Origin of the sequence: Microbacterium sp. UBA7513, assembly GCF_002478345.1 — a bacterium.
In the GTDB taxonomy this organism is placed as follows: Bacteria; Actinomycetota; Actinomycetes; order Actinomycetales; family Microbacteriaceae; genus Microbacterium.
The window spans coordinates 1-23,984 of the sequence record NZ_DLNJ01000039.1 but is presented as its reverse complement, the minus strand read 5'-3'; the positions used below and the strand labels follow the sequence as shown (position 1 = coordinate 23,984).

Here is a 23,984-nt window from a genome sequence, read left to right as displayed (position 1 = left end):
TGCGCGCCGACGTCGGCATGGTCTTCCAGTCCTTCAACCTCTTCGCGCACCTCACGATCCTCGAGAACGTGACGCTCGGCCCGATCAAGGTCCGGGGACTCAAGAAGTCCGATGCCGAGGCCGAGGCGATGATGCTCCTCAAGCGCGTCGGCGTCGCCCAGCAGGCGAACAAGCTTCCCGCGCAGCTCTCCGGCGGCCAGCAGCAGCGCGTCGCGATCGCACGGGCCCTCGCCATGCAGCCGAAGGTGATGCTCTTCGACGAGCCCACGAGCGCCCTCGACCCGGAGATGATCAACGAGGTCCTCGACGTCATGGTCGAGCTCGCCCAGGAGGGCATGACGATGATCGTCGTCACCCACGAAATGGGCTTCGCCCGCAAGGCGGCCGATCGCGTCGTCTTCATGGCGGACGGCCGGATCGTCGAGGAGGCCAAGCCCGAGGAGTTCTTCACGAACCCGAAGAGCGACCGCGCCAAGGACTTCCTCTCGAAGCTCCTCACGCACTGACTTCCCAGACCCAGCACCCACAGCACAGCACACGAAGGAGACGCACATGCGACGCACACGGACACTGGCCGGATTCGGGATCGCCACGGTGGCGCTGCTCGCGCTCACGGCCTGCAACAGCGGCACGCCGTCGAGCACCGGCACCTCGGGGAGCGACGAGGGCGACACCTCGAGCAGCACGCCCTGGACCGTCGAGGAGGACGTCACGATCGAGGGGAGCCCCACGTTCGACCGCATCTCCTCGTCGGGCACCGTCAAGGTGGGCGTCAAGGAGGACCAGCCCGGTCTCGGCTACCTCGACCCCGTGACCGGCGAGCGGACCGGCTTCGACGTCGACATCGCCCGCTGGATGGCGGCATCCCTCGGCGTCGACCCGGAGAAGATCGAGTTCCAGGCGATCGCCTCCGCGAACCGCGAGCAGGCCATCGTCAACGGTGACATCGACTACTACGTCGGCACCTACTCCATCACGGACAAGCGCAAAGAGCAGATCGCCTTCGCCGGTCCCTACTTCGTCACCGGCCAGGGCCTCCTCGTCGCCGCCGACAGCGACATCGCGAGCGTCGACGACCTCGACTCCTCGACGACGGTCTGCTCGGCGACGGGTTCGACGCCGATCCAGAACATCAAGGAGAACTACCCCGAAGTGAAGACGAAGGAGTACGACACGTACTCCAAGTGCGTCGAGGACCTCAAGAACGGTCAGGTCGACGCGGTCACCACCGACGAGGCCATCCTCATCGGCTACGCCGCGCAGGACCCCGACAACCTCAAGGTCGTGGGCGAGCCGTTCAGCGAGGAGCGCTACGGCATCGGTGTGGCGAAGGGCGACGACGCGCTCGTCGAGTACTTCAACACGCAGCTCACCGACGGTGGCGACATCTGGCAGCAGATCTTCGACAACAATCTCGGCGCCTCCGGTGTGAAGGCCGAGCAGCCCGAGGTCGACCCGGTCGGTTGATCTCCCGGGGGCGGCCGGTCCGACCGGCCGCCCCCGTCCTCCTCGGCGTCGACCTGACGCGGAAACGAACCGAAAGGCACAGCAGTGGGAGTGATCTCTGACCACCTCGACCTCTGGGGTGAAGCGCTGTGGGGAACCATCGCGCTGTTCCTCGGCGGTGGCCTCATCGCCGTGGTGCTCGGACTCATCGTCGGAGCGGCCCGCGTGTCCCCGGTCCCGATCGCGCGCGGCGTCGGCGCCGTGTACGTGAACTGGATCCGGAACACCCCGCTCACGCTGGTGATGTTCTTCTTCGCGTTCTGCCTTCCGATCCTGATGGGGGAGCGGGTCAACTCCCTGCTGCTGGCGACGATCGCGCTCGGCATCTACACCGCCACGTACGTCGCGGAGGCGATCCGTGCCGGCATCAACACGGTGCCGGTCGGACAGGCGGAGGCGGCACGGGCCATCGGCCTCAACTTCGGCCAGGTCATGCGCTTCGTCGTGCTGCCCCAGGCGACGCGGTCCGTGGTCCCGCCGCTCATGAGCGTGCTGATCGCCCTCATGAAGAACACCACGGTGGCCGCCGGCTTCTCGGTGGTCAACCTCGGCACGATCCGGGCGGCACTCAGCGAGCGGGGCGAGAACGCCCTCGTCGTGCTGCTCTGGGTCATGGTCATCTTCGTCGTGCTCGTGCTGCTCCTGAGCTGGGTGCAGCGCGTACTCGAGAACAAGTGGAGGATCGCGCGATGAGTTCCGTCCTGTTCGACGTCCCGGGCCCCCGCGCGGTTGCCCGCAACCGGATCATCGGTGCCGTCACGATCCTGGTCGTGCTCGCCGTGCTCGGCTGGGTGGTCTGGCGCCTGTATGCCACCGGCCAGTTCTCCGCGGAGAAGTGGAACATCTTCACGTACTCGGCGGTCTGGGTGCGGTTCGGGGAGGGGCTGCTCAGCACGCTCTCCGCGTTCGCCGTCGCCGGTGTCGGCTCTCTGGTCCTCGGTTTCATCCTCGGCATCGGCCGCCTCTCCGAGCACGTCTGGGTGCGTGAGCCGGTGCGGTGGATCATCGAGATCATGCGGGCGATCCCCGTCCTGATCCTCATGATGCTGCTGTACTACGGCCTCCCCGTGATCGGCATCAGGATGCCCCCGTACTACGCGGTCGTCATCGCGCTCATCGTCTACAACGGCTCGGTGCTCGCGGAGGTGCTGCGCGCCGGGATCGAGTCGCTGCCGCGCGGACAGAAGGAGGCCGGTTACGCGATCGGTCTGCGCAAGACCGGGGTCATGTACTTCATCCTCATCCCGCAGGCCGTCCGGGCGATGATGCCCGTGATCATCGCGCAGCTCGTGGTGGCCCTGAAGGACACCGCGCTCGGCTTCATCATCACGTACAAGGAGCTGCTGTACGTCATCAACCAGATCGGCAACCAGGCGCCCTACGGGTCGCCGCTGATCCCCGCCGCGATCGTCGGCGGCTCGATGTACGTCGCGGTCTGTCTGGTGCTCTCCTACATCGCCTACCGCATGCAGCGTCGGGCGAAGCGCTCGGCCAAGGCCGGGCCGGACGAGGCGGACCCTCGCCAGCACGACGGGGAGACGAACACGTCGCTCATCGTGGCGCAGCGCGGGCTGGGCAAGTTCGACGCCAACAGCTCCGGCGCTTCCGGCCTCTGAGCCGCCACCGGCGCGGGACGCCCGTCCCGCGCCGGTAGACTCGACTCCCGTGTCAGAGTCTCCGGAAATCACCCCCGAAGCGGTCGAAGCCGCTGTCGCCGACGCCCTCGCGGCGATCGACGCGGCCGCCGACACCGCCGCGCTGAAAGCCGCCCGTGCGGCGCACGTCGCGGAGGGATCGCCGCTCGCGGTCCTGAACGCCTCGATGCGCCAGGTCGCCCCCGAGAACAAGGCCGCATTCGGCAAGCTCGTCGGCCAGGGCCGCGGTCGTGTGAACCAGGCGCTCGCGGCGAAGGAGGCCGAGCTGGCCGCCGCCGAGGTCGCCGCGCGCCTGGAGGCCGAGCGCGTCGACATCACCGCCGTCCCGTCGCGGACGCGCGTCGGCGCCCGGCACCCGCTCGCTCTCCTGCAGGACCACGTCGAGGACATCTTCGTCGGCATGGGGTGGGAGATCGCAGAGGGGCCGGAGCTCGAGCACGAGTGGTTCAACTTCGACGCCCTGAACTTCGACGTCGATCACCCCGCCCGCCAGGAGCAGGACACCTTCTACGTCGACCCGACCTCGCGCCACCTCGTCATGCGCACGCACACGAGCCCGGTGCAGGTGCGGTCGATGCTGAACCGCGAGGTCCCCATCTACGTGCTGTGCCCGGGCCGCGTGTACCGCACGGACGAGTTCGACGCCACGCACCTCCCGGTCTTCACGCAGTTCGAGGGCCTGGTCGTCGACAAGGGCATCACGATGGCGCACCTCAAGGGCACGCTCGACCACTTCGCGAAGCAGCTCTTCGGCCCGGAGGCCAAGACCCGCTTCCGCACGAACTACTTCCCCTTCACCGAGCCCTCCGCCGAGCTCGACCTGTGGCACCCGACCTTCAAGGGCGGCGCGCGCTGGATCGAGTGGGGCGGCTGCGGCATGGTCAACCCGAACGTGCTGCGCGCGGCCGGGATCGACCCGGAGGTGTACAGCGGCTTCGCGTTCGGTATGGGCATCGAGCGGGGCCTGATGTTCCGCAGCGATGTGCAGGACATGCGCGACATGGCCGAGGGCGACGTCCGTTTCAGCGAGCAGTACGGGATGGTGGTGTGATGCGCGTCCCGCTTTCGTGGCTGCGTGAGTACGTCGATCTGGCAGCGGAGGCCACGCCCGAGGACGTCCTCGCGGCGCTGGTGACCGTCGGCTTCGAAGAGGAGGACGTGCACCGCTTCGACATCACGGGTCCCGTGGTGGTCGGCCAGGTCGTCTCGCTCGAGCCGGAGCCCCAGTCGAACGGCAAGACCATCAACTGGTGCCAGGTCGACGTCGGTCCCGAGCACGGCGGCGTCCGCGGGATCGTCTGCGGCGCGCACAACTTCGGCGTCGGCGACAAGGTCGTCGTGACCCTGCCCGGCGCTGTCCTTCCCGGGCCGTTCCCCATCGCCGCCCGCAAGACCTACGGTCACGTCTCCGACGGCATGATCGCCTCCGCGCGCGAGCTGGGGCTCGGCGACGAGCACAACGGAATCGTCGTGCTGAGCGACCTCGGGATCGATGCCCCCGTCGGCACGGACGCGATCGCGCTGCTGGGCCTCGACGACGTCGCGGTGGAGATCAACGTCACGCCGGACCGCGGCTACGCCTTCTCGGTGCGCGGCATCGCCCGTGAGTACTCCCACGCCACGGGGGCGGCCTTCCGCGACCCCGCCGAGCGCGACTTCGCCGAGCTGCAGCCCGGTTCCGGACACACGGCCGTGGTCGACGACCAGGCGCCGGTGCGCGGCCGGGTCGGCGCAAGCGAGTTCGTCACCAGGGTCGTGCGCGACGTCGATCCGTCGCGGCCCACCCCGCCGTGGATGATCGCGCGCCTGAGCCTCGCAGGCATGCGTCCGCTGGGTGTGCTCATCGACATCACGAACTACGTCATGCTCGAGCTCGGGCAGCCGCTGCACGGCTACGACCTCGACAAGCTCACGGGCGGCATCACCGTCCGTCGCGCGACGCCGGGGGAGAAGATGACCACGCTCGACGGCGTGGAGCGGAAGCTGCACGTCGAAGACCTCCTCATCACCGACGACTCCGGTCCCATCGGCCTCGCCGGTGTCATGGGCGGCGGCACCACCGAGATGAGCGACACCACGCGGAACGTGCTCATCGAGGCGGCGACCTTCGACGCGACGACCATCGCCCGCACGGCCCGCCGGCACAAGCTCCCGAGCGAGGCGTCCAAGCGCTTCGAGCGGGGCGTCGACCCGCTGATCCCCTTCGTCGCGGCCCGGCGCGCAGCCGACCTCATGGTCGAGCTCGCCGGTGGCACGCTCACGGAGGAAGGTGGCGCGCTCTTCGCCGAGGTCTTCGTCGCCGAGATCGAGCTCCCGCGCGGCTTCGTGCAGGGGCTGATCGGCGTCGACTACACCGACGACGAGATCACCGGCGCACTCACGACGATCGGCGCGGAGGTCACCGCGGCGGAGAACGGCTGGACGGTCATCCCGCCGACCTGGCGCCCCGACCTCACCGACAAGTGGACGCTCGCCGAGGAGGTCGCCCGCATCCACGGGCTCGACCGCATCCCCGCGGTGCTGCCGACTCCGCCGTCCGGTCGCGGCCTCACGGCCCACCAGCAGGGGCGTCGACGCGTGGCGAACGCTCTCGCGGCCGCGGGGTTCGTCGAGACTCCGGCGTTCCCGTTCACGAGCGAGGCGCAGAACGATCTGCACGGCTCCGCGTCCGGCGAGCACCTGCCCAGCATCCGCCTCGCGAACCCGCTCGACGGGCAGGTGCCGTTCCTGCGGCGCTCGCTCATCCCCGGTCTGCTGCAGACCGCGCACCGCAACATCTCGCGCGGGCTCACGGATCTTGCGCTGTTCGAGACCGGCGCCGTGTTCGTCCCTGAGCCCGGCGTGGAGTACGGCACCGCCGAGGTCCCGCCGCTGGGTGTCCGACCCTCGGATGAGGTGCTCGCCGCGCTCGACGCCTCCATCCCGCCGCAGGAGCGTCACGTCGCGGTGCTGCTGACCGGCAATGTGTCGCCGCGTCAGCCGGGTCGTGCCGCCGAAGCCGCCGGGCTCGTCGAGGCGCTCGACGCGGTCCGCGTGATCGGGGCCGCCGCGGGCATCGAGATCGACGTCGTGCAGACACAGCGCGCCGCACTCCACCCCGGACGCACCGGTGCGCTCGTCGCCGGGGGCGAGGAGGTCGGCTACGTCGGCGAGCTTCATCCGGCCGTCGCCGAGGAGGCCGATCTGCCGGGTCGCGCCACCGTGCTGGAGCTGGACCTCGACCGGCTGCTCACGCTCGCCGGAGGACGCATCGTGGCAGCATCGCTCTCCACGTTCCCGGCCGCGACGCAGGACGTCTCGCTCACGCTCCCGGCCGAGGTGCCGGCGGGCGAGGTCCGCGCGGCTCTCGCCGAGGGCGCTGGCGCGCTGCTGGAGTCCGTCCGGCTCGTGGACGACTACCGCGGCGAGGGCGTGCCCGAGGGATCGAAGTCGCTGACGTTCGCCCTGCGCTTCCGCGCCGACGACCGCACGCTGACCGCCGCGGAGGCCTCCGAGGCGAAGATGGCGGGCGTCGCCGTCGCCGCGGAGCGCTTCGGCGCCGCCCTCCGCGACTGATCCTGATGCCGTGCGGGTTCCTCGGGAGGTCGCGCGGCATCAGGCGTTCGCGTGGCATCAGGTGACAGCAGTGCCGGGGGCCTGTGCTCGCGTCATGGCCTGTGTTCGCGGGGTGGCCTGTGCTCGCGTGAGGGTCTGTGCTCGCGTGATGGCCTGTCCTGCCGCTCCGCTCTGAACGGAGACCCTTCCCCCGAGTCGTCGATCCTGATGACATGGGCACATGACGGATGTGCTGATCCTGGGGGGAACCGGATGGCTGTCGGGGCGCATCGCCGCGCAGGCGCTCGGGGCGGGGGCGACCGTGACCTGCCTGGCCCGCGGCGGGCGGCCGTCGCCACCGGGAGCGACCCTCGTGCTCGCCGACCGCGACGACGAGGACGCCTATGACGTCGTCTCGCGCACCGACTGGGACCACGTCGTCGACGTCTCCTCCCGCGTCGATCACGTCTCCGGGGCGGTCCGCGCACTCGGCGACCGTGCCGCCCGGTGGACGTACATCTCGTCGATGTCGGTATACCACGACGACGAGACGGTCGGGACCGACGAGTCGGCCCCGCGGCACCCGGCGGCGCAGGCCGGTGAGGACGACGACTACGCGCGGGAGAAGGCCGCGGCGGAGGACGCCGTGCAGGAGAGCCTCGGTGACCGTGCGCTCCTCGTCCGTCCCGGCCTCATCGTCGGCGACGGCGACCCCAGCGATCGCTTCGGCTACTGGGCCGCGGCGTTCCTCCGGGCCCTGGACGAGCCGGTTCTGCTCCCGCCGCTCGACGGGCGCGGGGCGCAGATCATCGATGTCGAGGACGTCGCCGCCTTCGTCCTGTCCGCCACCGTCACCGGTGCCGTGAACGCGACCGGCGACGTGCGCGAGCTGGATGACGTGCTGCAGACCGTGCGCGCGGCCACCGGGCACACCGGGCCGCTCGTCGTCGGCACGGAGGAGCGTCTCGTCGCGGAAGGCGTCGCCTACTGGGCGGGACCGCGGTCGCTGCCGCTGTGGCTGCCACCCGGGATGCGCGGGTTCATGACCCGCTCGAACGCGCGGTATCGCCGCAGCGGAGGCACGCTCCGCCCCCTCGACGAGACGGTGGAACGCGTCGTGGCGGACGAGCGCGAACGGGGCGTGGACCGGGAGCGCCGCGCCGGGCTCACACGGACGGAGGAGCGGGCGTTGCTCGACGCCCTCGCTCGCTAGACTGCGAGGCAGTGACACGGGGTGCCGCATCCGCGGCTGAGATCACACCCGTCGAACCTGATCTAGTTCGTACTAGCGAAGGGATGTCGCCCATGAGCGATCCTGTGCGTCCGCAATCCGTCCTCGACCTCGCCGTCACGGCGGGAAGGCTGCGGGAGGAGGTCAGGGCTACGCCACCGTTGACGCACTGCGTCACGAACGCCGTGGTGACGGGGTTCACCGCCAACGTGCTGCTGGCGCTCGGGGCGGCGCCGGCCATGGTCGACATCGTCGGCGAGGCCGAGCCGTTCGCCGCTGCCGCCTCGGGGCTCCTCATCAATCTCGGCACGCCGACCCCGGAGCAGCGGGAGGCGAGCAGGGAGGCCGTGGCGGGAGCGCGCGCCGCCGGCACGCCGTGGGTGCTCGATCCCGTCGCGATCGGCACCCTCCCGGTGCGGACGGCCTTGGCCCACGAGCTGGCCGCGCTGCGCCCCACCGCCCTCCGCGGCAACGCGTCGGAGATCCTCGCGCTGGCCGGACACAGCAGCGGCGGCCGGGGTGTCGACGCGACGGACGGGACCGAGGCGGCGGCAGCGGCGGCGCGGGAGCTCGCCGACCGGCACAGCTCCGTGGTCGCCGTCTCCGGTCCGGTCGACCTCCTCACCGACGGGGAACGGGTGATCCGCATCGCCAACGGGCACGAGCTGCTCACGCGGGTGACCGGCGGCGGCTGCGCGCTGGGGGCCGTGATGGCGGCCTTCCTCGGGGCGGCCCGCGGTACCGGGACCGACGCGCTGACGGCGGTAGCCGCGGCCACCCTCGTCTACACGGTCGCGGCCGAGCAGGCGGCGGAGACCTCCCGCGGACCAGGCAGCTTCGCCGTCGGACTGCTCGACGCCCTGTCCGCCGTGACGCCGGGGGACCTCCGTGCCCGCGCCCGCGTCGAGGAGGAGGCCCGATGACCGTCGACCTGTCCCTCTACCTCGTCACCGATCGGTCGCTGTGCGGCGTACGCGGGGTGGTCGAGACGGTCCGCGAGGCCGTGGCGGGTGGGGTCCGCATCGTGCAGCTCCGCGACAAGGAGGCGACGGACGAGGAGACCGTCGACCAGCTCCTTGCTCTGTCCGCTGCCATCGACGGTCGCGCGCTGCTCGTCGTGAACGATCGCCTCGATGCGGCCGTCGAGGCCCGTCGCCGCGGTGCCAGGGTGGACGGGGTGCACCTCGGCCAGGCGGACGCCTCGGTGCTCCGCGCGCGCGAGCTCCTCGGCCCGGAGGCCCTGATCGGGCTCACCGCGAACACCTCTGCCCATCTCGATGCCGTGAACGCGCTGCCGCCGGGGACGGTCGACTACCTCGGGGTCGGCGTGATCCGCCCCACGCGCACGAAGCCCGACCACCCGGACCCTCTCGGCATCGCCGGCTTCGCCGCCTTCGCCGCGCGCAGTGCGCTGCCGTGCGTCGCGATCGGCGGGGTGGACCTCGACGACACGGGGGCGTTGCGCGCGGCCGGTGCCGCCGGGATCGCGGTGGTCTCGGCGCTGTGCGCGGCGGACGACCCGCGGGCCGCCGCCGCGGCCTTCCGTCGGCGGTGGCTCGGACGGGCGGTGCCGCATGTGCTCAGCATCGCCGGCAGCGATCCGTCCGGCGGCGCAGGCATCCAGGCCGACCTCAAGGCGATCGCCGCGCACGGGGGCTACGGCATGGCCGCCCTCACGGCCCTGACCGCCCAGAACACGCGCGGCGTCCGTGCCGTGCACGTCCCTCCCGCGGAGTTCCTGCGCGCGCAGCTCGACGCCGTCGCCGACGACATCCGCATCGACGCCGTGAAGATCGGCATGCTCGCGGACGTCGACGTGATCCGGACGGTCGCCGCGTGGCTCCGGGACACCCAGCCCCCGATCGTCGTGCTCGACCCGGTCATGATCGCGACCTCGGGGGACCGGCTGCTCCAGGCCGATGCCGAGCGGGAGCTCCGGGACCTGCTGCCTCTGGCGACCGTGGTCACCCCGAACCTCGCCGAGCTGGCGGTGCTCGTCGGTCACGAGGTGGCCGACTGGACGGACGCGCTCGCCGCGGCGCAGGAGCTGTCGGCGGCCACGGGGACCGCGGTGCTCGTGAAGGGCGGTCACCTGCCGGGGGACGAGGCGCCGGACGCCCTGATCGATGCCGCGGCGGGAGAGCACGCGGAGTTCCCCGGGGCACGCATCATGACGCAGAACACCCACGGGACCGGCTGCTCGCTGTCCGCGGCTCTGGCCACACGACTGGCGAGGGGCGACGATCCGGCGTCCGCGGTCCGCGCCGCGCGCGCCTGGCTGCGGGAGGCCCTCCGCGCGGCGGACGACCTGAACGTCGGGCGAGGACACGGCCCGATCCATCATCTCGCGGGGCTCTGGGCGCGCGGCGGGGCCGAGACCCGGCCGACGCCGGAGGAGGTGGCTGCGGCCTGGTGGGAGGAGACCGCCGCGATCCGCCGCGACATCGATGCGCTGCCCTTCGTGCGCGCGCTCGCCGAGGGGACTCTCGACCGCGATGCCTTCGTCTTCTACCTCGCGCAGGACGCCCTCTACCTCCGCGAGTACGCCCGGGTGCTCGCGGAGGCGTCGCGCCTCGCCCCGACCCCCGACGAGCAGGCGTTCTGGGCTGAGGCCGCCCACGGCGCGATCCGCGGCGAGCTGGAGCTGCACGCGTCGTGGCTGACACCGGAGACCGGCGTGAGTGGCGCCACCTTCGCGACGGACCCCGCGCCGGCGACGGTCGCCTACCTCGACCATCTGCGGGCCGTCGGCTTCGGCGGCGACTACGCCGCACTGATCGCGGCCGTGCTGCCGTGCTTCTGGCTCTACACCGACCTGGGGGAGCGGCTCCATGCCGGAGCGTTCGGCGCGGCGCCCCGCGACCCCCGGCATCCCTACGCGTCGTGGCTCGCCACCTACGCGGATCCCGCCTTCGCGGAGGCCACCCGGCAGGCCGTCGCGCACGTCGCCGCCGCGGCCGCGAGGGCCGACGACGCCGGCCGGGAGCGGATGCGGCGCGCCTTCCTCGCCTCGAGCGCCCACGAACGTGCCTTCTTCGCCGCACCGGTCGCCCGCGCTGTCGTGTGACGCCCCGGATTTGCGGTGCCGAACGCGCCCGCGCTATCGTCGCCGCATGCCTTCGGTCGCCACCGCTCCTTCGACGCTCGTCCCGAGCGTCATCGCCGTGCGCCGACGTCGCGGCCGCCGATTCTAGGCGACCCCGCCCTTCTGCCTGCGTCCGCGCGGCGGTCGAGTGCCGGTGTCGCCGCCTCCGGCCCCGCCCCCGGTCCCGAGATCGTCGAGGACCCGACCGTTAAGGTAGAAGCATGACGTATTCCGTCGCCGTCTCCGGCGCCTCCGGCTACGCAGGCGGCGAGATCCTGCGCCTCCTGGCCGCTCACCCCGACGTCGAGATCCGCACCGTCACGGCGCACTCGAATGCCGGACAGCCTCTCGTCGCCCACCAGCCGCACCTCCGCTCGCTCGCCCACCTCACGCTGCAGGACACCACGCCGGAGGTCCTCGCCGGACACGACATCGTGTTCCTGGCCCTCCCGCACGGCCAGTCCGGGCAGTACACGGACGCCCTCGGCGACACCCCGCTGGTGATCGACGCAGGAGCCGACCACCGGCTCACCTCGTCCGCGGAGTGGGACGCGTTCTACGGCGGGGCGTTCCACGAGCCGTGGACGTACGGCGTGCCCGAGCTCCTCGTCGGAGGCGACAAGCAGCGGGAGGTGCTCCGCGGCGCGACCCGGATCGCCGCGCCCGGGTGCAACGCCTCCACGGTGAGCCTGAGCCTCGCCCCCGGTGTCGCGGCCGGTGTGATCGACCCGGGCGACATCGTCTCCGTCCTGGCCGTCGGCCCGTCCGGGGCCGGCAAGAGCCTGAAGACGAACCTCCTCGCCAGCGAGATCCTCGGCTCCGCGAACCCCTATGCCGTCGGCGGCACGCACCGCCATATCCCGGAGATCCGTCAGGCGCTCGCCGCCGCCCGCCCGTCGACAGGCTCAGGGACCCACTCAGGGGCCCAAGACATCCGGATCTCGTTCACTCCGGTCCTCGTGCCGATGTCGCGTGGCATCCTCGCCACGTGCACGGCGCCGATCGCCGAGGGTGTGAGCGACGCCGAGATCCGTCAGGCGTGGGAGCGCGCCTACGGCGACGAGACCTTCGTCCAGCTGCTGCCGGAGGGGAGCTTCCCGCGCACCGCCGACGTGCTCGGGGCGAACACGGCCCTCATGGGCCTCGCGATCGACCGCGCCGCGAACCGCGTGACGGTGGTCACCGCCGTCGACAACCTCGTCAAGGGCACCGCCGGAGCTGCCGTCCAGTCCATGAACATCGCGCTGGGGCTTCCCGAGACCCGCGCCCTCTCAGTGAACGGAGTCGCCCCGTGAGCGTCACCGCCCCCGCAGGATTCGAGGCGGCCGGGGTCGCCGCCGGACTCAAGTCGACCGGCAAGCCCGATGTCGCCGTCGTGGTCAACCGCGGCCCCCGCAAGGTCGGCGCCGCGGTCTTCACGAGCAACCGCGCCAAGGCCAACCCCATCATCTGGTCCCAGCAGGCCGTCGCGGACCGCGTGGTCGAGGCCGTCGTCCTCAACTCGGGCGGGGCGAACTGCTTCACCGGCAGCTTCGGGTTCCAGACCACCCACCAGACCGCGGAGAAGGCGGCCGAGCTGCTCGGCATCAGCGCGGGCGACGTTCTCGTCTGCTCCACCGGGCTCATCGGGACGGGCGACGAGGTCTTCCGCGAGAAGGTCCTCGCGGGCACCGCGCAGGCGATCACCGAACTGAGCGCCGACGGCGGCGAGAGTGCCGCGCACGCCATCATGACCACGGACACCGTCGCGAAGACCGCTGTGGTGACCCGTGACGGCTGGACGATCGGCGGCATGGCGAAGGGCGCGGGCATGCTCGCCCCCGGTCTGGCGACGATGCTCGTGGTGCTCACCACCGACGCCGTGCTCGAACCGCTCCAGGCCGATGAGGCCCTGCGCCGGGCGACGGGACGCACGTTCGACCGCCTCGACTCCGACGGCTGCATGTCGACCAACGACCAGGTGACGCTGCTCGCCAACGGCGCCTCCGAGGTCGTCCCCGATCTCGACGACTTCGCCGAGGCGCTCACCGAGCTCTGCCAGGAGCTCGCGGTCAAGCTGCAGGGTGACGCGGAGGGGGCGAGCCACGACATCACGATCGAGGTGCAGCACGCCGTCTCCGAGCAGGACGCCGTCGAGGTCGGCCGCTCGGTCGCCCGCAACAACCTGTTCAAGGCGGCCATCTTCGGCAACGACCCGAACTGGGGCCGCGTCCTTGCGGCGATCGGCACGACGGCCGCGCAGTTCGACCCCTACGACGTCGACGTGTGGATGAACGGCGTCCGCGTCTGCACCGCCGGTGGCCCCGACCGCCCCCGCGAGGAGGTTGATCTGACGCCGCGCGCCACGCACCTGATGATCGACCTCAAGGTCGGAGAGGCCACCGCCACGGTGCTGACGAACGACCTCACCCACGACTACGTGCACGAGAACAGCGCCTACGCCTCATGACCGACATCCAGGACACCACGCCGGACATCGCGGCGCAGAAGGCGACAACGCTCATCGAGTCGCTGCCATGGCTGAAGAAGTTCCGCGACCAGATCGTCGTCGTCAAGTACGGCGGGAACGCCATGGTCTCGGACGAGCTGCAGGAGGCCTTCGCCCAGGACATCGCGTACCTCCGCTATGTCGGCGTGCAGCCGGTCGTCGTGCACGGCGGCGGGCCGCAGATCTCCGACATGCTGCAGCGGCTGGAGATCCCCAGCGAGTTCAAGGGCGGGTACCGCGTCACCAACACCGAGGCGATCGGCGTCGTGCGGATGGTGCTCACGGGTCAGGTCAACCCGCAGCTCGTGTCGAAGATCAACTCGCACGGCCCCATCGCCACCGGGCTCAGCGGCGAGGACGCCGGGCTCTTCGGCGGGCGTCGTCGCGGTGTCATGATCGACGGCGAGGAGGTGGACCTCGGCCGCGTGGGCGACGTGGTCCAGGTCGACCCGACGCCGGTGCTCGATCACCTTGCCGCGGGGCGGATCCCCGTCGTGTCGAGCATCGCGCCCGACCTCGACCACCCGGGGCAGTCCCTCAACGTCAACGCCGACGCCGCCGCGGCCGCCCTGGCCGTGGCCCTCGGGGCGCGCAAGCTCGTCATCCTCACCGATGTGCCGGGGCTGTACGCCGACTGGCCCAACCGGGACTCGCTCGTGTCGCACCTCACCTCGGACGCGCTCGTCGAGATGCTGCCGCGGCTGGAGTCGGGGATGATCCCGAAGATGCGCGCGTGCCTCGATGCGGTCGAGGGCGGCGTCGACGCGGCGGCGATCATCGACGGACGGGTGCCGCACTCGGTGCTCGTCGAACTGTTCACCAGCAAGGGAATCGGGACCGAAGTGGTCCTGGCAGAGAAAGGGGCGACGGCATGACCGTCTGGCAGGACGACGCGGCACGTGATCTCGTGCTCAACGCGGGGGAGCGCCTCGCGCTGCTGACCCGCGGTGAGGGCTCGTACCTGTGGGACGCCGAAGACCGACGCTACCTCGACTTCCTCGCCGGCATCGCCGTGACCTCCCTCGGACACGCGCACCCGGTGTTCGTCGAGGCGGTGTCGCGGCAGGCCGCCACCCTCGCGCACGTCTCCAACTACTTCGCGACCCCGCCGCAGCTCGCGCTCGCCGCCCGGCTCAAGCGCCTGGCCGGCGCGGGGCTGGACGGTCGGGTCTTCTTCTCGAACTCCGGTGCCGAGGCCAACGAGGCCGCGTTCAAGCTCGCCCGGCTGCATGGCGGGGCGGAGCGTCCGCGCATCCTCGCGCTGGAGAACGGCTTTCACGGCCGGACGATGGGCTCGCTCGCCCTCACCGCCAAGGAGTCGATGCGCGCGCCGTTCGCGCCGATGCCGGGAGGCGTGGAGCACATCCCGGCCACGATCGAAGCGCTGGAGGCCGCGATGGACGACCGTGTCGCCGCCGTCATCGTGGAGCCGATCCAGGGTGAGGCCGGCGTCGTCGAGCTCCCCGAGGGCTACCTCGCCGCGGCGCGCTCGCTGACTCTCGCGCACGGCGCGCTGCTCATCGTCGACGAGATCCAGACGGGCGCGGGCCGGACGGGCGCCTGGTTCGGATTCAGCCACGAGGGCATCACGCCTGATGCGATCACGCTCGCCAAGGGCATCGGCGGCGGATTCCCGATCGGCGCTCTCGTCACCTACGGCGCCGCGAGTGCCCTGTTCACGCCGGGCTCGCACGGCTCCACGTTCGGCGGCAACCCCCTCGCGACGGCCGTGGCGGACGCGGTGCTGGCCGAGATCGAGCGTGCCGACCTCGTCGACAACGCCGCTCGTCGCGGGGAAGAGCTGCGGAACATCATCCTCGGCATCGACTCCCCGCTGATCGCCGGGGTCCGCGGCCGTGGACTGCTCGTCGGTGTCGCGCTCACCCAGCCCGTGGCGGGTGCGGTCGTCGCCGCCGCCCAGGACCGCGGTCTCATCGTCAACGCCGCCAACCCCGAGACCGTGCGCGTCGCGCCGGCTCTGACGATCGGCGATGCCGAGCTGGCGGAGTTCCGCGAGCTGTTCGCAGCCGCACTCTCCGACATCCACTCCTCCGCCACCGGAAAGGTCCCCGCATGACCCGCCACCTGCTGCGCGACGACGATCTGACGCCCGCCGAGCAGGCGGAGATCCTCGATCTCGCGCTCGAACTCAAGAAGGACCGCTGGGCGGACAAGAGCCTCGCCGGACCGCAGACCGTCGCCGTGATCTTCGACAAGTCGTCCACCCGGACGCGCGTCTCGTTCGCGGTGGGGATCGCCGACCTCGGCGGCACGCCGCTCATCATCTCCACGGCGAGCAGCCAGCTCGGCGGGAAGGAGACGCCGTCCGACACGGCCCGGGTTCTCGAGCGCCAGGTCGCGGCGATCGTGTGGCGCACCTACGCGCAGTCGGGCCTGGAGGAGATGGCCGCCGGCACCCGGGTCCCCGTGATCAACGCGCTGTCCGACGACTTCCACCCCTGCCAGCTCCTCGCCGATCTGCTGACGATCCGTGAGCACAAGGGCGACCTGAAGGGCCTCACGCTGACGTTCTTCGGCGACGGCCAGAGCAACATGGCGCACTCCTACGCGCTCGCGGGCGTCACGGCCGGCATGCACGTGCGCATCGCCTCGCCGGAGGACTACGCACCGCGCGCCGACGTCATCGAGGCGGCCGACCGTCGCGCCGGGGAGACCGGGGGATCGATCACGCTCTTCACCGACCCGGTCGAGGCGGCCGCAGGCACTGACGTCGTCGTCACCGACACCTGGGTCTCGATGGGCAAGGAGGAGGAGAAGCTCGCGCGGATCCGCGATCTCGGGGGCTACAAGGTCACGCCCGAGACCATGGAGCTCGCGCACGACGACGCGATCTTCATCCACTGCCTCCCCGCCGATCGCGGCTACGAGGTGGATTCCGCCGTCATCGACGGCCCGCAGAGCGTGGTCTGGGACGAGGCGGAGAACCGCCTGCACGCCCAGAAAGCCCTGCTGGTCTGGCTCCTCGGGAAGAAGGACGCGTGATGGCCGGCTCGCACGAAGGTACCAACGAGGGCGCGCTCTGGGGAGCGCGGTTCGCCACCGGTCCGTCGCCGGAGCTCGTCGAGCTGAGCCGCTCGACGCACTTCGACTGGATCCTCGCGCCGTACGACATCGCCGGTTCGCACGCGCATGCCACGGCGCTGGCCGCCGCGGGCTACCTGGAACCGGATGAGGCCGCCCGGATGCATGAGGGCCTCGACGCCGTGGCGCGCAAGGTCGCCGACGGCACCCTGCAGCCGCAGCCCACCGACGAGGACGTGCACGGCGCGCTCGAGCAGGCGCTGATCGCCGAGCTGGGACCGGAGCTGGGCGGACGTCTCCGCGCCGGCCGCAGCCGGAACGACCAGATCGCCACGCTCGTGCGGATGTACCTGATCGACCACGCCCGGGTGATCGCCCGCGACCTGCTGCGTGTGATCGATGCCCTCGTGGCGCAGGCGGAGGCGCATCCCGACGCGATCCTGCCCGGTCGCACGCACCTCCAGCACGCGCAGCCGGTGCTGCTCGCCCATCACCTCCAGGCCCACGCCTGGCCGCTGGTGCGCGAGCTCGAGCGCCTCGTCGACTGGCGTCGTCGCGCCGGCGTCTCGCCGTACGGCGGGGGAGCGCTCGCGGGGTCGACCCTGGGCCTGGATCCCGCGCTCGTCGCGACCGAACTGGGTCTCGACCGTCCCGCGGAGAACTCCCTCGACGGCACCGCCGCGCGGGACGTCGTGGCGGAGTTCGCGTTCATCGCGGCGATGACGGGGGTCGACCTCTCCCGCCTGTCCGAGGAGATCATCCTCTGGAACACCCGCGAGTTCGGCTTCGTCACCCTCGACGACGGCTTCTCCACGGGTTCCAGCATCATGCCGCAGAAGAAGAATCCGGACATCGCCGAGCTCGCGCGCGGCAAGTCCGGGCGTCTCATCGGCAACCTGTCTGGCCTGCTGGCGACCCTCAAGGGCCTGCCCCTCGCGTACAACCGTGATCTGCAGGAGGACAAGGAGCCGGTCTTCGATTCGGTGCAGACGCTCGAGGTCGTGCTGCCGGCGTTCGCCGGGATGATCGCGACGCTGCGTTTCCACACGGAGCGCATGGCCGAGCTCGCCCCCCAGGGGTTCTCGCTGGCCACCGATGTCGCCGAGTGGTTGGTGAAGCGGCGCGTGCCGTTCCGCGACGCCCACGAGATCTCCGGCGCGCTCGTCCGTGCCTGCGAGGAGCAGGGGATCGGGCTGGAGGACGCCTCCGACGAGCTGCTGCTGTCGGTGTCGCCGCACCTCGTCCCCGAGGTCCGCGAGGTGCTCACGATCGAGGGCTCTGTCGCGTCGCGCACGGGTGTCGGCGGAACCGCTCCGGAGCGGGTCGCCGAGCAGCGCGCCGAGCTCATCGCCCGTGCCCAGGCGGCCGCACACGCGCTCGGTCTGTAACCGTGGGGCGGCCGGCCCGGGCGTGCGACCTCAGTGCAGGTCGCTGTCGGCGGCCGACCGCTCCCATCGGAGGAAGCGCACGGTGAGACCGGCGCGGGTGGGGGCGGCCAGGAAGGGCCCGGCGGAGACGGCGGCGTCGCCGTCGAAGGGGGCGACCCTGACCAGGCGCCAGGGGCCGTCGTCCGCGCGGGCGCGCACGATCATCGCGTCCGACCAGCGGCTGACCCGGACCGTGATCTCGCTGTCGCGCCAGTCGTCGACGTAGCCGACCGACCAGTCCGAGCGGCCGGCGGTCACGACGGCGCCCAGACCGAGGTGCCCGTCGGCGAACTCCACCCCGGCTTTGATCCAGTGCTCGTCGTCCGCGCGGACGAAGAGTCCCGCCTGGTCGAACTGCCCCTCCCACGGCGCGCGGAAGGCCACCTCGATGGCCTCGCCGACCGCGAGCGGCGCGAGCAGCGCGTGCTCGGTGTCGTGGACGAAGCCGTAGGCGGTGTGTCGCCAGGCGTCGCTGCCCTCGACGGCGGTGGCGTCGAGGTGCCCGTCGATGCGGGCCGTGGCGGGCGCGTGGGTCCACGTACCGTCGGACCAGGGGATCATGCGTAAATCGAGCATATTTCCTATCTATAGCCATAAAAGGCATAACTCGCGAATATTCGTGTTACGGTTATCCCATGGTCATCGCCGTGATCGCCGACATCGTGGGCTCCCGGGAGCTCGGAGACCGGAGCGCCGCACAGCGTGCGCTGGACGAGACCATCGCTCAGGTCGAACGGGACCGCCCGCTGGCGGTCCAGCCGCTCACGCCCACGGTAGGGGACGAGCAGCAGGGCGTCTACCGGGAGCTTCCCGACGCGCTCCTCTCGCTCCTCATGGTCCAGCTCCGGCTCCCCGAGGGGCTCGCCTTCCGCTTCGGCATCGGGATCGGCGAGGTCCGTCCCGTGCCGTCCGTGCACGGAGAGCTCGCCGACGGTCCCGGCTGGTACGCGGCCCGCGCGGCGATCGAGACCGTGCATGCACGGGAACAGCGCGCCGTGCCGAGGACCCGCACCTGGATTGTCGGAGCCCCGGGTCAGGATGAGGTCATGGAGACCGTGATCGCCGTGTCCAACGCCTACGTGCTCGCGCGCGACGAGCTCGTCGGGGCGATGAGCGAGCGCGAGCGCCACCTCACGTACGGGCGGCTGATCGGCCGGTCCCAGCAGGAGCTCGCTGCCGAGGAGGGCATCTCGCAGCCCAGCGTGTCCAAGTCGCTGCGGAGCGCCGGAGCCGCCGCGCTCATCGAAGGAGTGGCCGCGCTCCGGGGGGAGTCCGCATGATCCTCGCGGGCTTCGTCCTCCTCGCCGTCGGCGCGACCGACCTCGTCCGGCAGTTCGTGCCGCGACGGTGGGTCGGGTACGTCGTCGCCGCGGCCGTGATCCTCCTCCTCGGCATCGGCGGAGACGCGCTGCTGCCCGCGCTCCTGGGGCTCGGCGTCGGAGCACTGTGGGTCTGGAGCATGCCGGAGGTGGGGCCGTCCAGGGCCGGATTCTGGCCCGCGGTCGCGTTGGCCGCGCTCAGCATCGGCGCCGTGCTCTGGGGCGGAGCCCGCGACACCGGCGGTCTCATCGGTGAGATCTGGACGCTCCGCTCGCCCTTCGGGGAGGTCCCATTCGACCTCGTCGTGCTCGCGCTCGGAGCCGGCGTCTTCCTGCTCGAATCCGCCAACCTCGTCGTCCGCGCTGCTCTCGACGGCGAGCACACCTGGCGCCCGACGGAGGTCTCGCTCCGGAGTCTCTTCCCGACGCGTCGTCGGACCGCGTGTCCGCCGCAGTGAACGCCAGCGAGACCGCCACGGTGTCCGCGGTCACCCCGGCCGATCCGCGCCACGGCTTCAAGGGCGGGAGACTCATCGGCCCGCTGGAACGTGTGCTCGTGATGATCCTCACGCTCGCCGCGGCGTACCCGGTGCTCGCGGCCATGCTCGCCGCCAAGGGCATCGTCCGGTTCCCGGAGATCTCGCGCGACGGGGAGACCGGCGCCCGTGCCGAGTACTTCCTCGTCGGCAGTCTCGTGAGCTGGGTGATCGGTCTCGGTGCCGCGTTCCTCGTCTGGTGGGCGGCGCACAGCTGACACCCCTGCCGGCGACGCAGCGGGACGGTCGCGCGCTGCTAGCCTGGAGCGCGTGTCAACTCCCGCTCTGACGACCGCGCCGCAGGCGATCGACCCCACGTTCGAGAACGTGTGGGACGAGATCGTGTGGCGTGGCCTCGTCCACGTGTCCACCGACCAAGAGGCGCTGCGCGCCCTGCTCGCGGGAGACTCCGTCACGTATTACTGCGGCTTCGACCCGACGGCACCGAGTCTGCATCTCGGGCACCTGGTCCAGCTGCTCCTGCTCCGCCGTCTTCAGCTCGCCGGGCACAAGCCGCTCGGTCTCGTGGGCGGCTCCACCGGCCTGATCGGCGATCCCCGGCCCACTGCGGAGCGCACGCTGAACACCCGCGAGACGGTGGCGGAATGGGTCGATCGTCTGCGCGGCCAGGTCGAGCGGTACCTCAGCTTCGAGGGCGACAACGCCGCCCGCATGGTGAACAACCTCGACTGGACCGCACCGCTCTCGGCGATCGACTTCCTGCGGGAGATCGGCAAGCACTACCGCGTCGGCACGATGCTGAAGAAGGACGCGGTGGCCGCGCGCCTGAACTCCGACGCCGGCATCAGCTACACCGAGTTCAGCTACCAGATCCTGCAGGGGCTCGACTTCCTCGAGCTCTACCGCCAGTACGACTGCGTGCTGCAGACGGGTGGCTCCGACCAGTGGGGCAACCTCACCAGCGGCACCGACCTCATCCACCGGGTCGAAGGGGCGTCGGTCCACGCGATCGGCACGCCGTTGATCACCAACAGCGACGGCACGAAGTTCGGCAAGAGTGAGGGCAATGCGATCTGGATCGACGCGGAGCTCACGAGCCCGTACGCGTTCTACCAGTTCTGGCTCAGCACGGCCGATGCCGACGTGATCGAACGCCTCAAGGTGTTCACGTTCCTGACCAGGGCCGAGATCGAGGAGTACGCCGAGCTCGTCGCGACGGAGCCGTTCCGCCGCGCCGCCCAGAAGCGCCTCGCGCTCGAGGTCGTCGCGACGGTGCACGGCGTGGAGGCGACGGCGGCGGTGATCGCGGCGTCCGAGGCTCTCTTCGGTCAGGGCGACCTCACCGCTCTCGACGCGGCGACCCTGCGCACGGCCCTGGATGAGCTTCCCCACGCGACCGTCGCCGCCGGTACCCCGGTCGTCGACGCGCTCGTCGCGACCGGGCTGGTGTCGAGTCTGTCGGAGGCGCGTCGCGCCATCGCGCAGGGCGGCGTCTCCCTCGACGGCGAGCGGGTGGAGGACGACACCGCGATCGTGCAGGGTACGCTTCCCGGCGGCGTCTCGGTGCTCCGCCGCGGGAAGAAGACGCTCGCCGGCGTCTTCCTCGGCTGACCCCGGCCGCGCATGCCGTTCACTCCGAGTCACGCGATCGTCGCGCTGCCGTTCATGCGCACGCCGCTCGTCCCCGCGGCGATCGCGATCGGAGCGATGACACCGGACATCTCGCTGTTCCTGCGCAACGTCGGCCTCAACTACGGGTTCCTGCACGATCCGGTCAATGTCGTGTGGACGTCGTTGCTCGCGCTGGCGCTGTTCCTGCTGTGGCGCGTCCTGCTGCGCCCGGCGACCCTCGAACTGCTGCCGGGATGGGTGACCGTGCGGTTGCCCGCCGGGTGGGAGGCGAACGGAGTCCGGGCTGCGGTCGAAGCCCTGAGCCGTGACGACCGCTCGCGGTACCGTGCCGCGCGACCGCTGTATCCGTTCCTCCTCCTGGTCTCGGCGATGCTGGGGGTGCTCTCGCACATCCTCTGGGATGCGTTCACGCACGAGTCGCGGTGGGGCGTCGATCTGGTGCCCGCGCTCGCGGACTCGTGGGGTCCGTTCGACGGATACAAGTGGCTGCAGTATGCCTCCAGCGCCCTCGGTCTGCTGGGCCTGGCGATCTGGGCGGCGCTGTGGCTGCGGCGTGCGACACCGCGAGCGGGTGCGCCGCGGATCCTTCCGACGTTCGTGCGGGTCGCCTGGTGGCTCTCGCTGCCGGTGATCCTCGTGGTCGCGTGGGTCGGCGGTCTGCTCGCGTTCGGTCCGCTCTCCGCCGACTTCACGCTGCAGCATCTCGCGTACCGCGTGCTGCCGCCCGCCTGCGCGGTGTGGGGCGTCCTCACCCTGGTCCTCTGCGTGGTCCTCGCCGTGCGACGGCCGCGCCCCGCCGGCTGATCCCGTATCCCGGATGCCTCCCGCGGCGCGGGCCCCGGTTCACCAGCGCGGTGCGTCGGAACCCCAGGCGTGCGGGGCGTCGAAGGTCAGCCCGGGAAGCGCAGGTGCCGCCGTCACGACCGGGACCCCGTCCACGTCGAATCGCGCGAGATGCGCCGACGCGTCGATCTCCGGAGCGCGCACGACATCGGTCGTGCGCGGCAACCCGAGCAGCTCGGCGGCGACGCGGCGCAGCGAGGTGCGCACGATACGCGAGCGCCCGTCGCGCGAACGGAGCAGCCGGGTGAGAGCGGCGGCGAGGAGGTATCCGCTGCTGTGATCCAGCGCCTGGGCGGGGAGGGCGCCCGGCCGTCCGTCGTCGCCCTCGATCATCGCGATTCCGCTCTCCGCCTGGACGAGGCTGTCGAAGCCGGCGCGGTCGGGGTGATCGGTGCCCCACGCGCTGAGCTGTGCGACGACGAGACCAGGGTGCTGCTCGACGAGAGCGTCGGGCGAGAGGCCCAGCCGATCCAGAGCAGCGGGACGATATCCGAGCACGATCGCATCCGCCGACTCCAGGAGGGCCTGCAGTTCGGGGGAGCGGGCGTCGAGAAGAGCCGTGCGCTTGCCATGGCCGGTGTCGAGGTGCTGCCACGGGAGCTCGGGGAGCTGCGGCGGATCGAGACGCAGCACGTCGGCACCTAGAAGAGCGAGAGTCCGTGTGCACACCGGCCCCGCGATCACTCGCGTGAGGTCCAGGACGCGGAGGCCGGCGAGGGGCATACGCGCCGAGGCGCCGCGGGACGGGCTGCGTCGCTCGCCCCGCCGTCCGTCCGCGGGCTCGATGGTCGTGACGTCGAGGAGGGGAGTGCTCCGCAGGGCGAGATCGACGTCCGGGTCCTCGCGGCGCACGGTGACGGCGAGACCACCGGCTTCGGAGATCCGGTCGACGGCCGCCTCGCTCGACAGGGCCGCCACCCCGCGGGCGACCGCTTCCGGACCCGCCGTGTCGGTCAGGCCGAGCGCGCGGCGAAGCGCGCGAGCATGGTGCGGGTAGTTGCCGTGCATCCGGATCCAGCCGTCTGCGCTTTCCCAGAATCCGGAGAGGGGCGCCCACACCGGCGGGGGAGCACCGTCGACCCGCAGGTACCGGTCGCTCCGATAGGCGACGGCCACTCGACGGGGATCGATGGATGCCGGGTCGAGTCCGGCGGCGAGCACGACCGAGGCCACGCTGGCGAGAGCCAGCTCTGCGGTCGCGGTGCGGGACGGGAGCGGCACGGCATCCAGGGTGCGCAGGGCGGCGAGGGCGGGGGCGGATGAGGACTCCGCGCCCAGCTCCCGCCAGACACTGGCCAGCAGGTCGGCAGGGTGAGAGGAAGCGTGCGGGGGCATGGGCGCGATGCTACTCCGGCACCGATCCGGGCGGAAACGACGGCTGACCCGGGAGAATCCTGTCGAGCGGCACATGCGACACGCCCGGGGTGGTGCGCCCGATTTGCCAGACCCCCGGAATCCACGTAACTTATTACTTGTTCGCCCCACAGGGAAGCGGAGAAGCCCCGAGCTTCACCCCCCTCAAGCGGAGAACCACTCCCGATCCACTCTCACTTGAGAGATCCGGCGCTTGCGCCTAGGATGGGAGATCCACCCCTTCTGCGGCTGTCACCGGCTGCGCAGCGGATCCACGATCCGCACGGCGCGCCGATTTGACAAGCGGGTCGGGATGGCTAAGATAGAGAAGTTGCCCTGCGGGCCTGGTCGTGATGGCTGGGTCGTGGGAGC

Annotated in this window: 22 protein-coding genes and 1 riboswitch; of the genes, 20 read left to right on the top strand and 2 right to left on the bottom strand. The window is 71.3% G+C overall.

From position 1 onward, the window contains the following. From B2W79_RS17570 to argH, 15 genes are all read left to right on the top strand, one after another. A partial coding sequence (locus B2W79_RS17570; protein ID WP_292791911.1) for an amino acid ABC transporter ATP-binding protein occupies positions 1–506 on the top strand: 506 nt, incomplete at its 5' end. Positions 507–552: 46 nt separating this feature from the next. Then, positions 553–1,467 (top strand): glutamate ABC transporter substrate-binding protein, encoded by a 915-nt coding sequence (locus B2W79_RS17565; protein WP_025105273.1) that lies wholly within the window; start codon positions 553–555, stop codon positions 1,465–1,467. An 84-nt stretch (positions 1,468–1,551) separates the two neighbouring features. Further along, on the top strand, positions 1,552–2,199 hold the full coding sequence (locus tag B2W79_RS17560; protein ID WP_071329714.1) for an amino acid ABC transporter permease: 648 nt from the start codon (positions 1,552–1,554) through the stop codon (positions 2,197–2,199). Next, positions 2,196–3,122 (top strand): amino acid ABC transporter permease, encoded by a 927-nt coding sequence (locus B2W79_RS17555; RefSeq protein WP_071329715.1) that lies wholly within the window; start codon positions 2,196–2,198, stop codon positions 3,120–3,122. The genes B2W79_RS17560 and B2W79_RS17555 overlap by 4 nt, the downstream gene beginning before the upstream one ends. Positions 3,123–3,171: 49 nt before the next feature. Next, positions 3,172–4,212, top strand: coding sequence for a phenylalanine--tRNA ligase subunit alpha (pheS, locus tag B2W79_RS17550; RefSeq protein WP_025105270.1), 1,041 nt, complete (start codon positions 3,172–3,174; stop codon positions 4,210–4,212). After that, positions 4,212–6,716, top strand: coding sequence for a phenylalanine--tRNA ligase subunit beta (gene pheT, locus B2W79_RS17545; RefSeq protein ID WP_292791906.1), 2,505 nt, complete (start codon positions 4,212–4,214; stop codon positions 6,714–6,716). Before pheS ends, pheT begins: the two co-directional genes overlap by 1 nt. A 220-nt stretch (positions 6,717–6,936) precedes the next feature. Further along, positions 6,937–7,908: an NAD-dependent epimerase/dehydratase family protein gene (locus tag B2W79_RS17540; RefSeq protein WP_292791903.1), complete on the top strand. Its 972-nt coding sequence runs from the start codon at positions 6,937–6,939 to the stop codon at positions 7,906–7,908. 7 nt (positions 7,909–7,915) lie between these two features. Continuing rightward, positions 7,916–8,009: riboswitch (TPP riboswitch) on the top strand. Then, on the top strand, positions 8,001–8,849 hold the full coding sequence (gene thiM / locus B2W79_RS17535) for a hydroxyethylthiazole kinase (RefSeq protein ID WP_292791900.1): 849 nt from the start codon (positions 8,001–8,003) through the stop codon (positions 8,847–8,849). Its footprint overlaps the riboswitch before it by 9 nt. Beyond that, positions 8,846–10,993, top strand: a complete 2,148-nt coding sequence (locus B2W79_RS17530; RefSeq protein ID WP_292791897.1) for a bifunctional hydroxymethylpyrimidine kinase/phosphomethylpyrimidine kinase — start codon at positions 8,846–8,848, stop codon at positions 10,991–10,993. The genes thiM and B2W79_RS17530 overlap by 4 nt, the downstream gene beginning before the upstream one ends. 239 nt (positions 10,994–11,232) lie before the next feature. Continuing rightward, positions 11,233–12,306: an N-acetyl-gamma-glutamyl-phosphate reductase gene (gene argC / locus B2W79_RS17525; RefSeq protein WP_292791894.1), complete on the top strand. Its 1,074-nt coding sequence runs from the start codon at positions 11,233–11,235 to the stop codon at positions 12,304–12,306. Next, positions 12,303–13,460, top strand: coding sequence for a bifunctional glutamate N-acetyltransferase/amino-acid acetyltransferase ArgJ (argJ, locus tag B2W79_RS17520; RefSeq protein ID WP_292791891.1), 1,158 nt, complete (start codon positions 12,303–12,305; stop codon positions 13,458–13,460). The genes argC and argJ overlap by 4 nt, the downstream gene beginning before the upstream one ends. Next, positions 13,457–14,374, top strand: coding sequence for an acetylglutamate kinase (gene argB, locus B2W79_RS17515; protein WP_292791888.1), 918 nt, complete (start codon positions 13,457–13,459; stop codon positions 14,372–14,374). The genes argJ and argB overlap by 4 nt, the downstream gene beginning before the upstream one ends. After that, positions 14,371–15,576, top strand: coding sequence for an acetylornithine transaminase (locus B2W79_RS17510; protein ID WP_292791885.1), 1,206 nt, complete (start codon positions 14,371–14,373; stop codon positions 15,574–15,576). Before argB ends, B2W79_RS17510 begins: the two co-directional genes overlap by 4 nt. After that, entirely contained in the window at positions 15,573–16,502 is a 930-nt protein-coding gene (argF, locus tag B2W79_RS17505) for an ornithine carbamoyltransferase (protein ID WP_292791882.1), read from the top strand. Before B2W79_RS17510 ends, argF begins: the two co-directional genes overlap by 4 nt. Beyond that, positions 16,502–17,929: an argininosuccinate lyase gene (gene argH / locus B2W79_RS17500; RefSeq protein ID WP_292791879.1), complete on the top strand. Its 1,428-nt coding sequence runs from the start codon at positions 16,502–16,504 to the stop codon at positions 17,927–17,929. The genes argF and argH overlap by 1 nt, the downstream gene beginning before the upstream one ends. A 30-nt stretch (positions 17,930–17,959) precedes the next feature. Here argH and B2W79_RS17495 read toward each other — a convergent pair whose 3' ends face one another. Beyond that, positions 17,960–18,529, bottom strand: a complete 570-nt coding sequence (locus tag B2W79_RS17495) for a DUF1349 domain-containing protein (protein ID WP_292791876.1) — start codon at positions 18,527–18,529, stop codon at positions 17,960–17,962. A 74-nt stretch (positions 18,530–18,603) separates the two neighbouring features. Here B2W79_RS17495 and B2W79_RS17490 point away from each other — a divergent pair, with 74 nt between their 5' ends. Genes B2W79_RS17490 through B2W79_RS17470 form a run of 5 tightly spaced genes read left to right on the top strand, consistent with a single transcriptional unit; the run spans position 18,604 to position 22,220 of the window. Then, positions 18,604–19,248, top strand: a complete 645-nt coding sequence (locus tag B2W79_RS17490) for a SatD family protein (protein ID WP_292791874.1) — start codon at positions 18,604–18,606, stop codon at positions 19,246–19,248. Continuing rightward, on the top strand, positions 19,245–19,745 hold the full coding sequence (locus tag B2W79_RS17485) for a hypothetical protein (RefSeq protein WP_292791872.1): 501 nt from the start codon (positions 19,245–19,247) through the stop codon (positions 19,743–19,745). Before B2W79_RS17490 ends, B2W79_RS17485 begins: the two co-directional genes overlap by 4 nt. Then, positions 19,730–20,041 carry a hypothetical protein gene (locus B2W79_RS17480; protein ID WP_292791869.1) on the top strand — a complete coding sequence of 104 codons (312 nt, stop codon included), beginning with the start codon at positions 19,730–19,732 and terminating at the stop codon, positions 20,039–20,041. Before B2W79_RS17485 ends, B2W79_RS17480 begins: the two co-directional genes overlap by 16 nt. 52 nt (positions 20,042–20,093) lie before the next feature. Beyond that, on the top strand, positions 20,094–21,395 hold the full coding sequence (gene tyrS / locus B2W79_RS17475) for a tyrosine--tRNA ligase (RefSeq protein ID WP_143049319.1): 1,302 nt from the start codon (positions 20,094–20,096) through the stop codon (positions 21,393–21,395). A 12-nt stretch (positions 21,396–21,407) separates the two neighbouring features. After that, a complete protein-coding gene (locus tag B2W79_RS17470) occupies positions 21,408–22,220 on the top strand; it encodes a DUF4184 family protein (RefSeq protein WP_292791864.1) in 813 nt (270 codons plus the stop codon). Positions 22,221–22,259: 39 nt separating this feature from the next. On the opposite strand, the gene B2W79_RS17465 is transcribed toward B2W79_RS17470, so the two are convergent. Beyond that, complete coding sequence (locus tag B2W79_RS17465; protein WP_292791861.1) at positions 22,260–23,594, bottom strand: CoA transferase; 1,335 nt, start codon at positions 23,592–23,594, stop codon at positions 22,260–22,262. Between the last annotated feature and the right edge of the window lie 390 nt (positions 23,595–23,984).

Excerpts from the sequence above, each read along its gene's own strand:
- B2W79_RS17495 (WP_292791876.1), bottom strand. The coding sequence starts at position 18,529 with ATGATCCCCTGGTCCGACGGTACGTGGACCCACGCGCCCGCCACGGCC.
- argH (WP_292791879.1), top strand. The coding sequence starts at position 16,502 with ATGGCCGGCTCGCACGAAGGTACCAACGAGGGCGCGCTCTGGGGAGCG.
- thiM (WP_292791900.1), top strand. The coding sequence starts at position 8,001 with ATGAGCGATCCTGTGCGTCCGCAATCCGTCCTCGACCTCGCCGTCACG.
- B2W79_RS17485 (WP_292791872.1), top strand. The coding sequence starts at position 19,245 with ATGATCCTCGCGGGCTTCGTCCTCCTCGCCGTCGGCGCGACCGACCTC.
- pheT (WP_292791906.1), top strand. The coding sequence starts at position 4,212 with ATGCGCGTCCCGCTTTCGTGGCTGCGTGAGTACGTCGATCTGGCAGCG.
- B2W79_RS17470 (WP_292791864.1), top strand. The coding sequence starts at position 21,408 with ATGCCGTTCACTCCGAGTCACGCGATCGTCGCGCTGCCGTTCATGCGC.
- B2W79_RS17530 (WP_292791897.1), top strand. The coding sequence starts at position 8,846 with ATGACCGTCGACCTGTCCCTCTACCTCGTCACCGATCGGTCGCTGTGC.
- B2W79_RS17540 (WP_292791903.1), top strand. The coding sequence starts at position 6,937 with ATGACGGATGTGCTGATCCTGGGGGGAACCGGATGGCTGTCGGGGCGC.
- B2W79_RS17565 (WP_025105273.1), top strand. The coding sequence starts at position 553 with ATGCGACGCACACGGACACTGGCCGGATTCGGGATCGCCACGGTGGCG.
- argC (WP_292791894.1), top strand. The coding sequence starts at position 11,233 with ATGACGTATTCCGTCGCCGTCTCCGGCGCCTCCGGCTACGCAGGCGGC.
- argF (WP_292791882.1), top strand. The coding sequence starts at position 15,573 with ATGACCCGCCACCTGCTGCGCGACGACGATCTGACGCCCGCCGAGCAG.
- B2W79_RS17465 (WP_292791861.1), bottom strand. The coding sequence starts at position 23,594 with ATGCCCCCGCACGCTTCCTCTCACCCTGCCGACCTGCTGGCCAGTGTC.
- B2W79_RS17555 (WP_071329715.1), top strand. The coding sequence starts at position 2,196 with ATGAGTTCCGTCCTGTTCGACGTCCCGGGCCCCCGCGCGGTTGCCCGC.
- argB (WP_292791888.1), top strand. The coding sequence starts at position 13,457 with ATGACCGACATCCAGGACACCACGCCGGACATCGCGGCGCAGAAGGCG.
- B2W79_RS17510 (WP_292791885.1), top strand. The coding sequence starts at position 14,371 with ATGACCGTCTGGCAGGACGACGCGGCACGTGATCTCGTGCTCAACGCG.
- B2W79_RS17490 (WP_292791874.1), top strand. The coding sequence starts at position 18,604 with ATGGTCATCGCCGTGATCGCCGACATCGTGGGCTCCCGGGAGCTCGGA.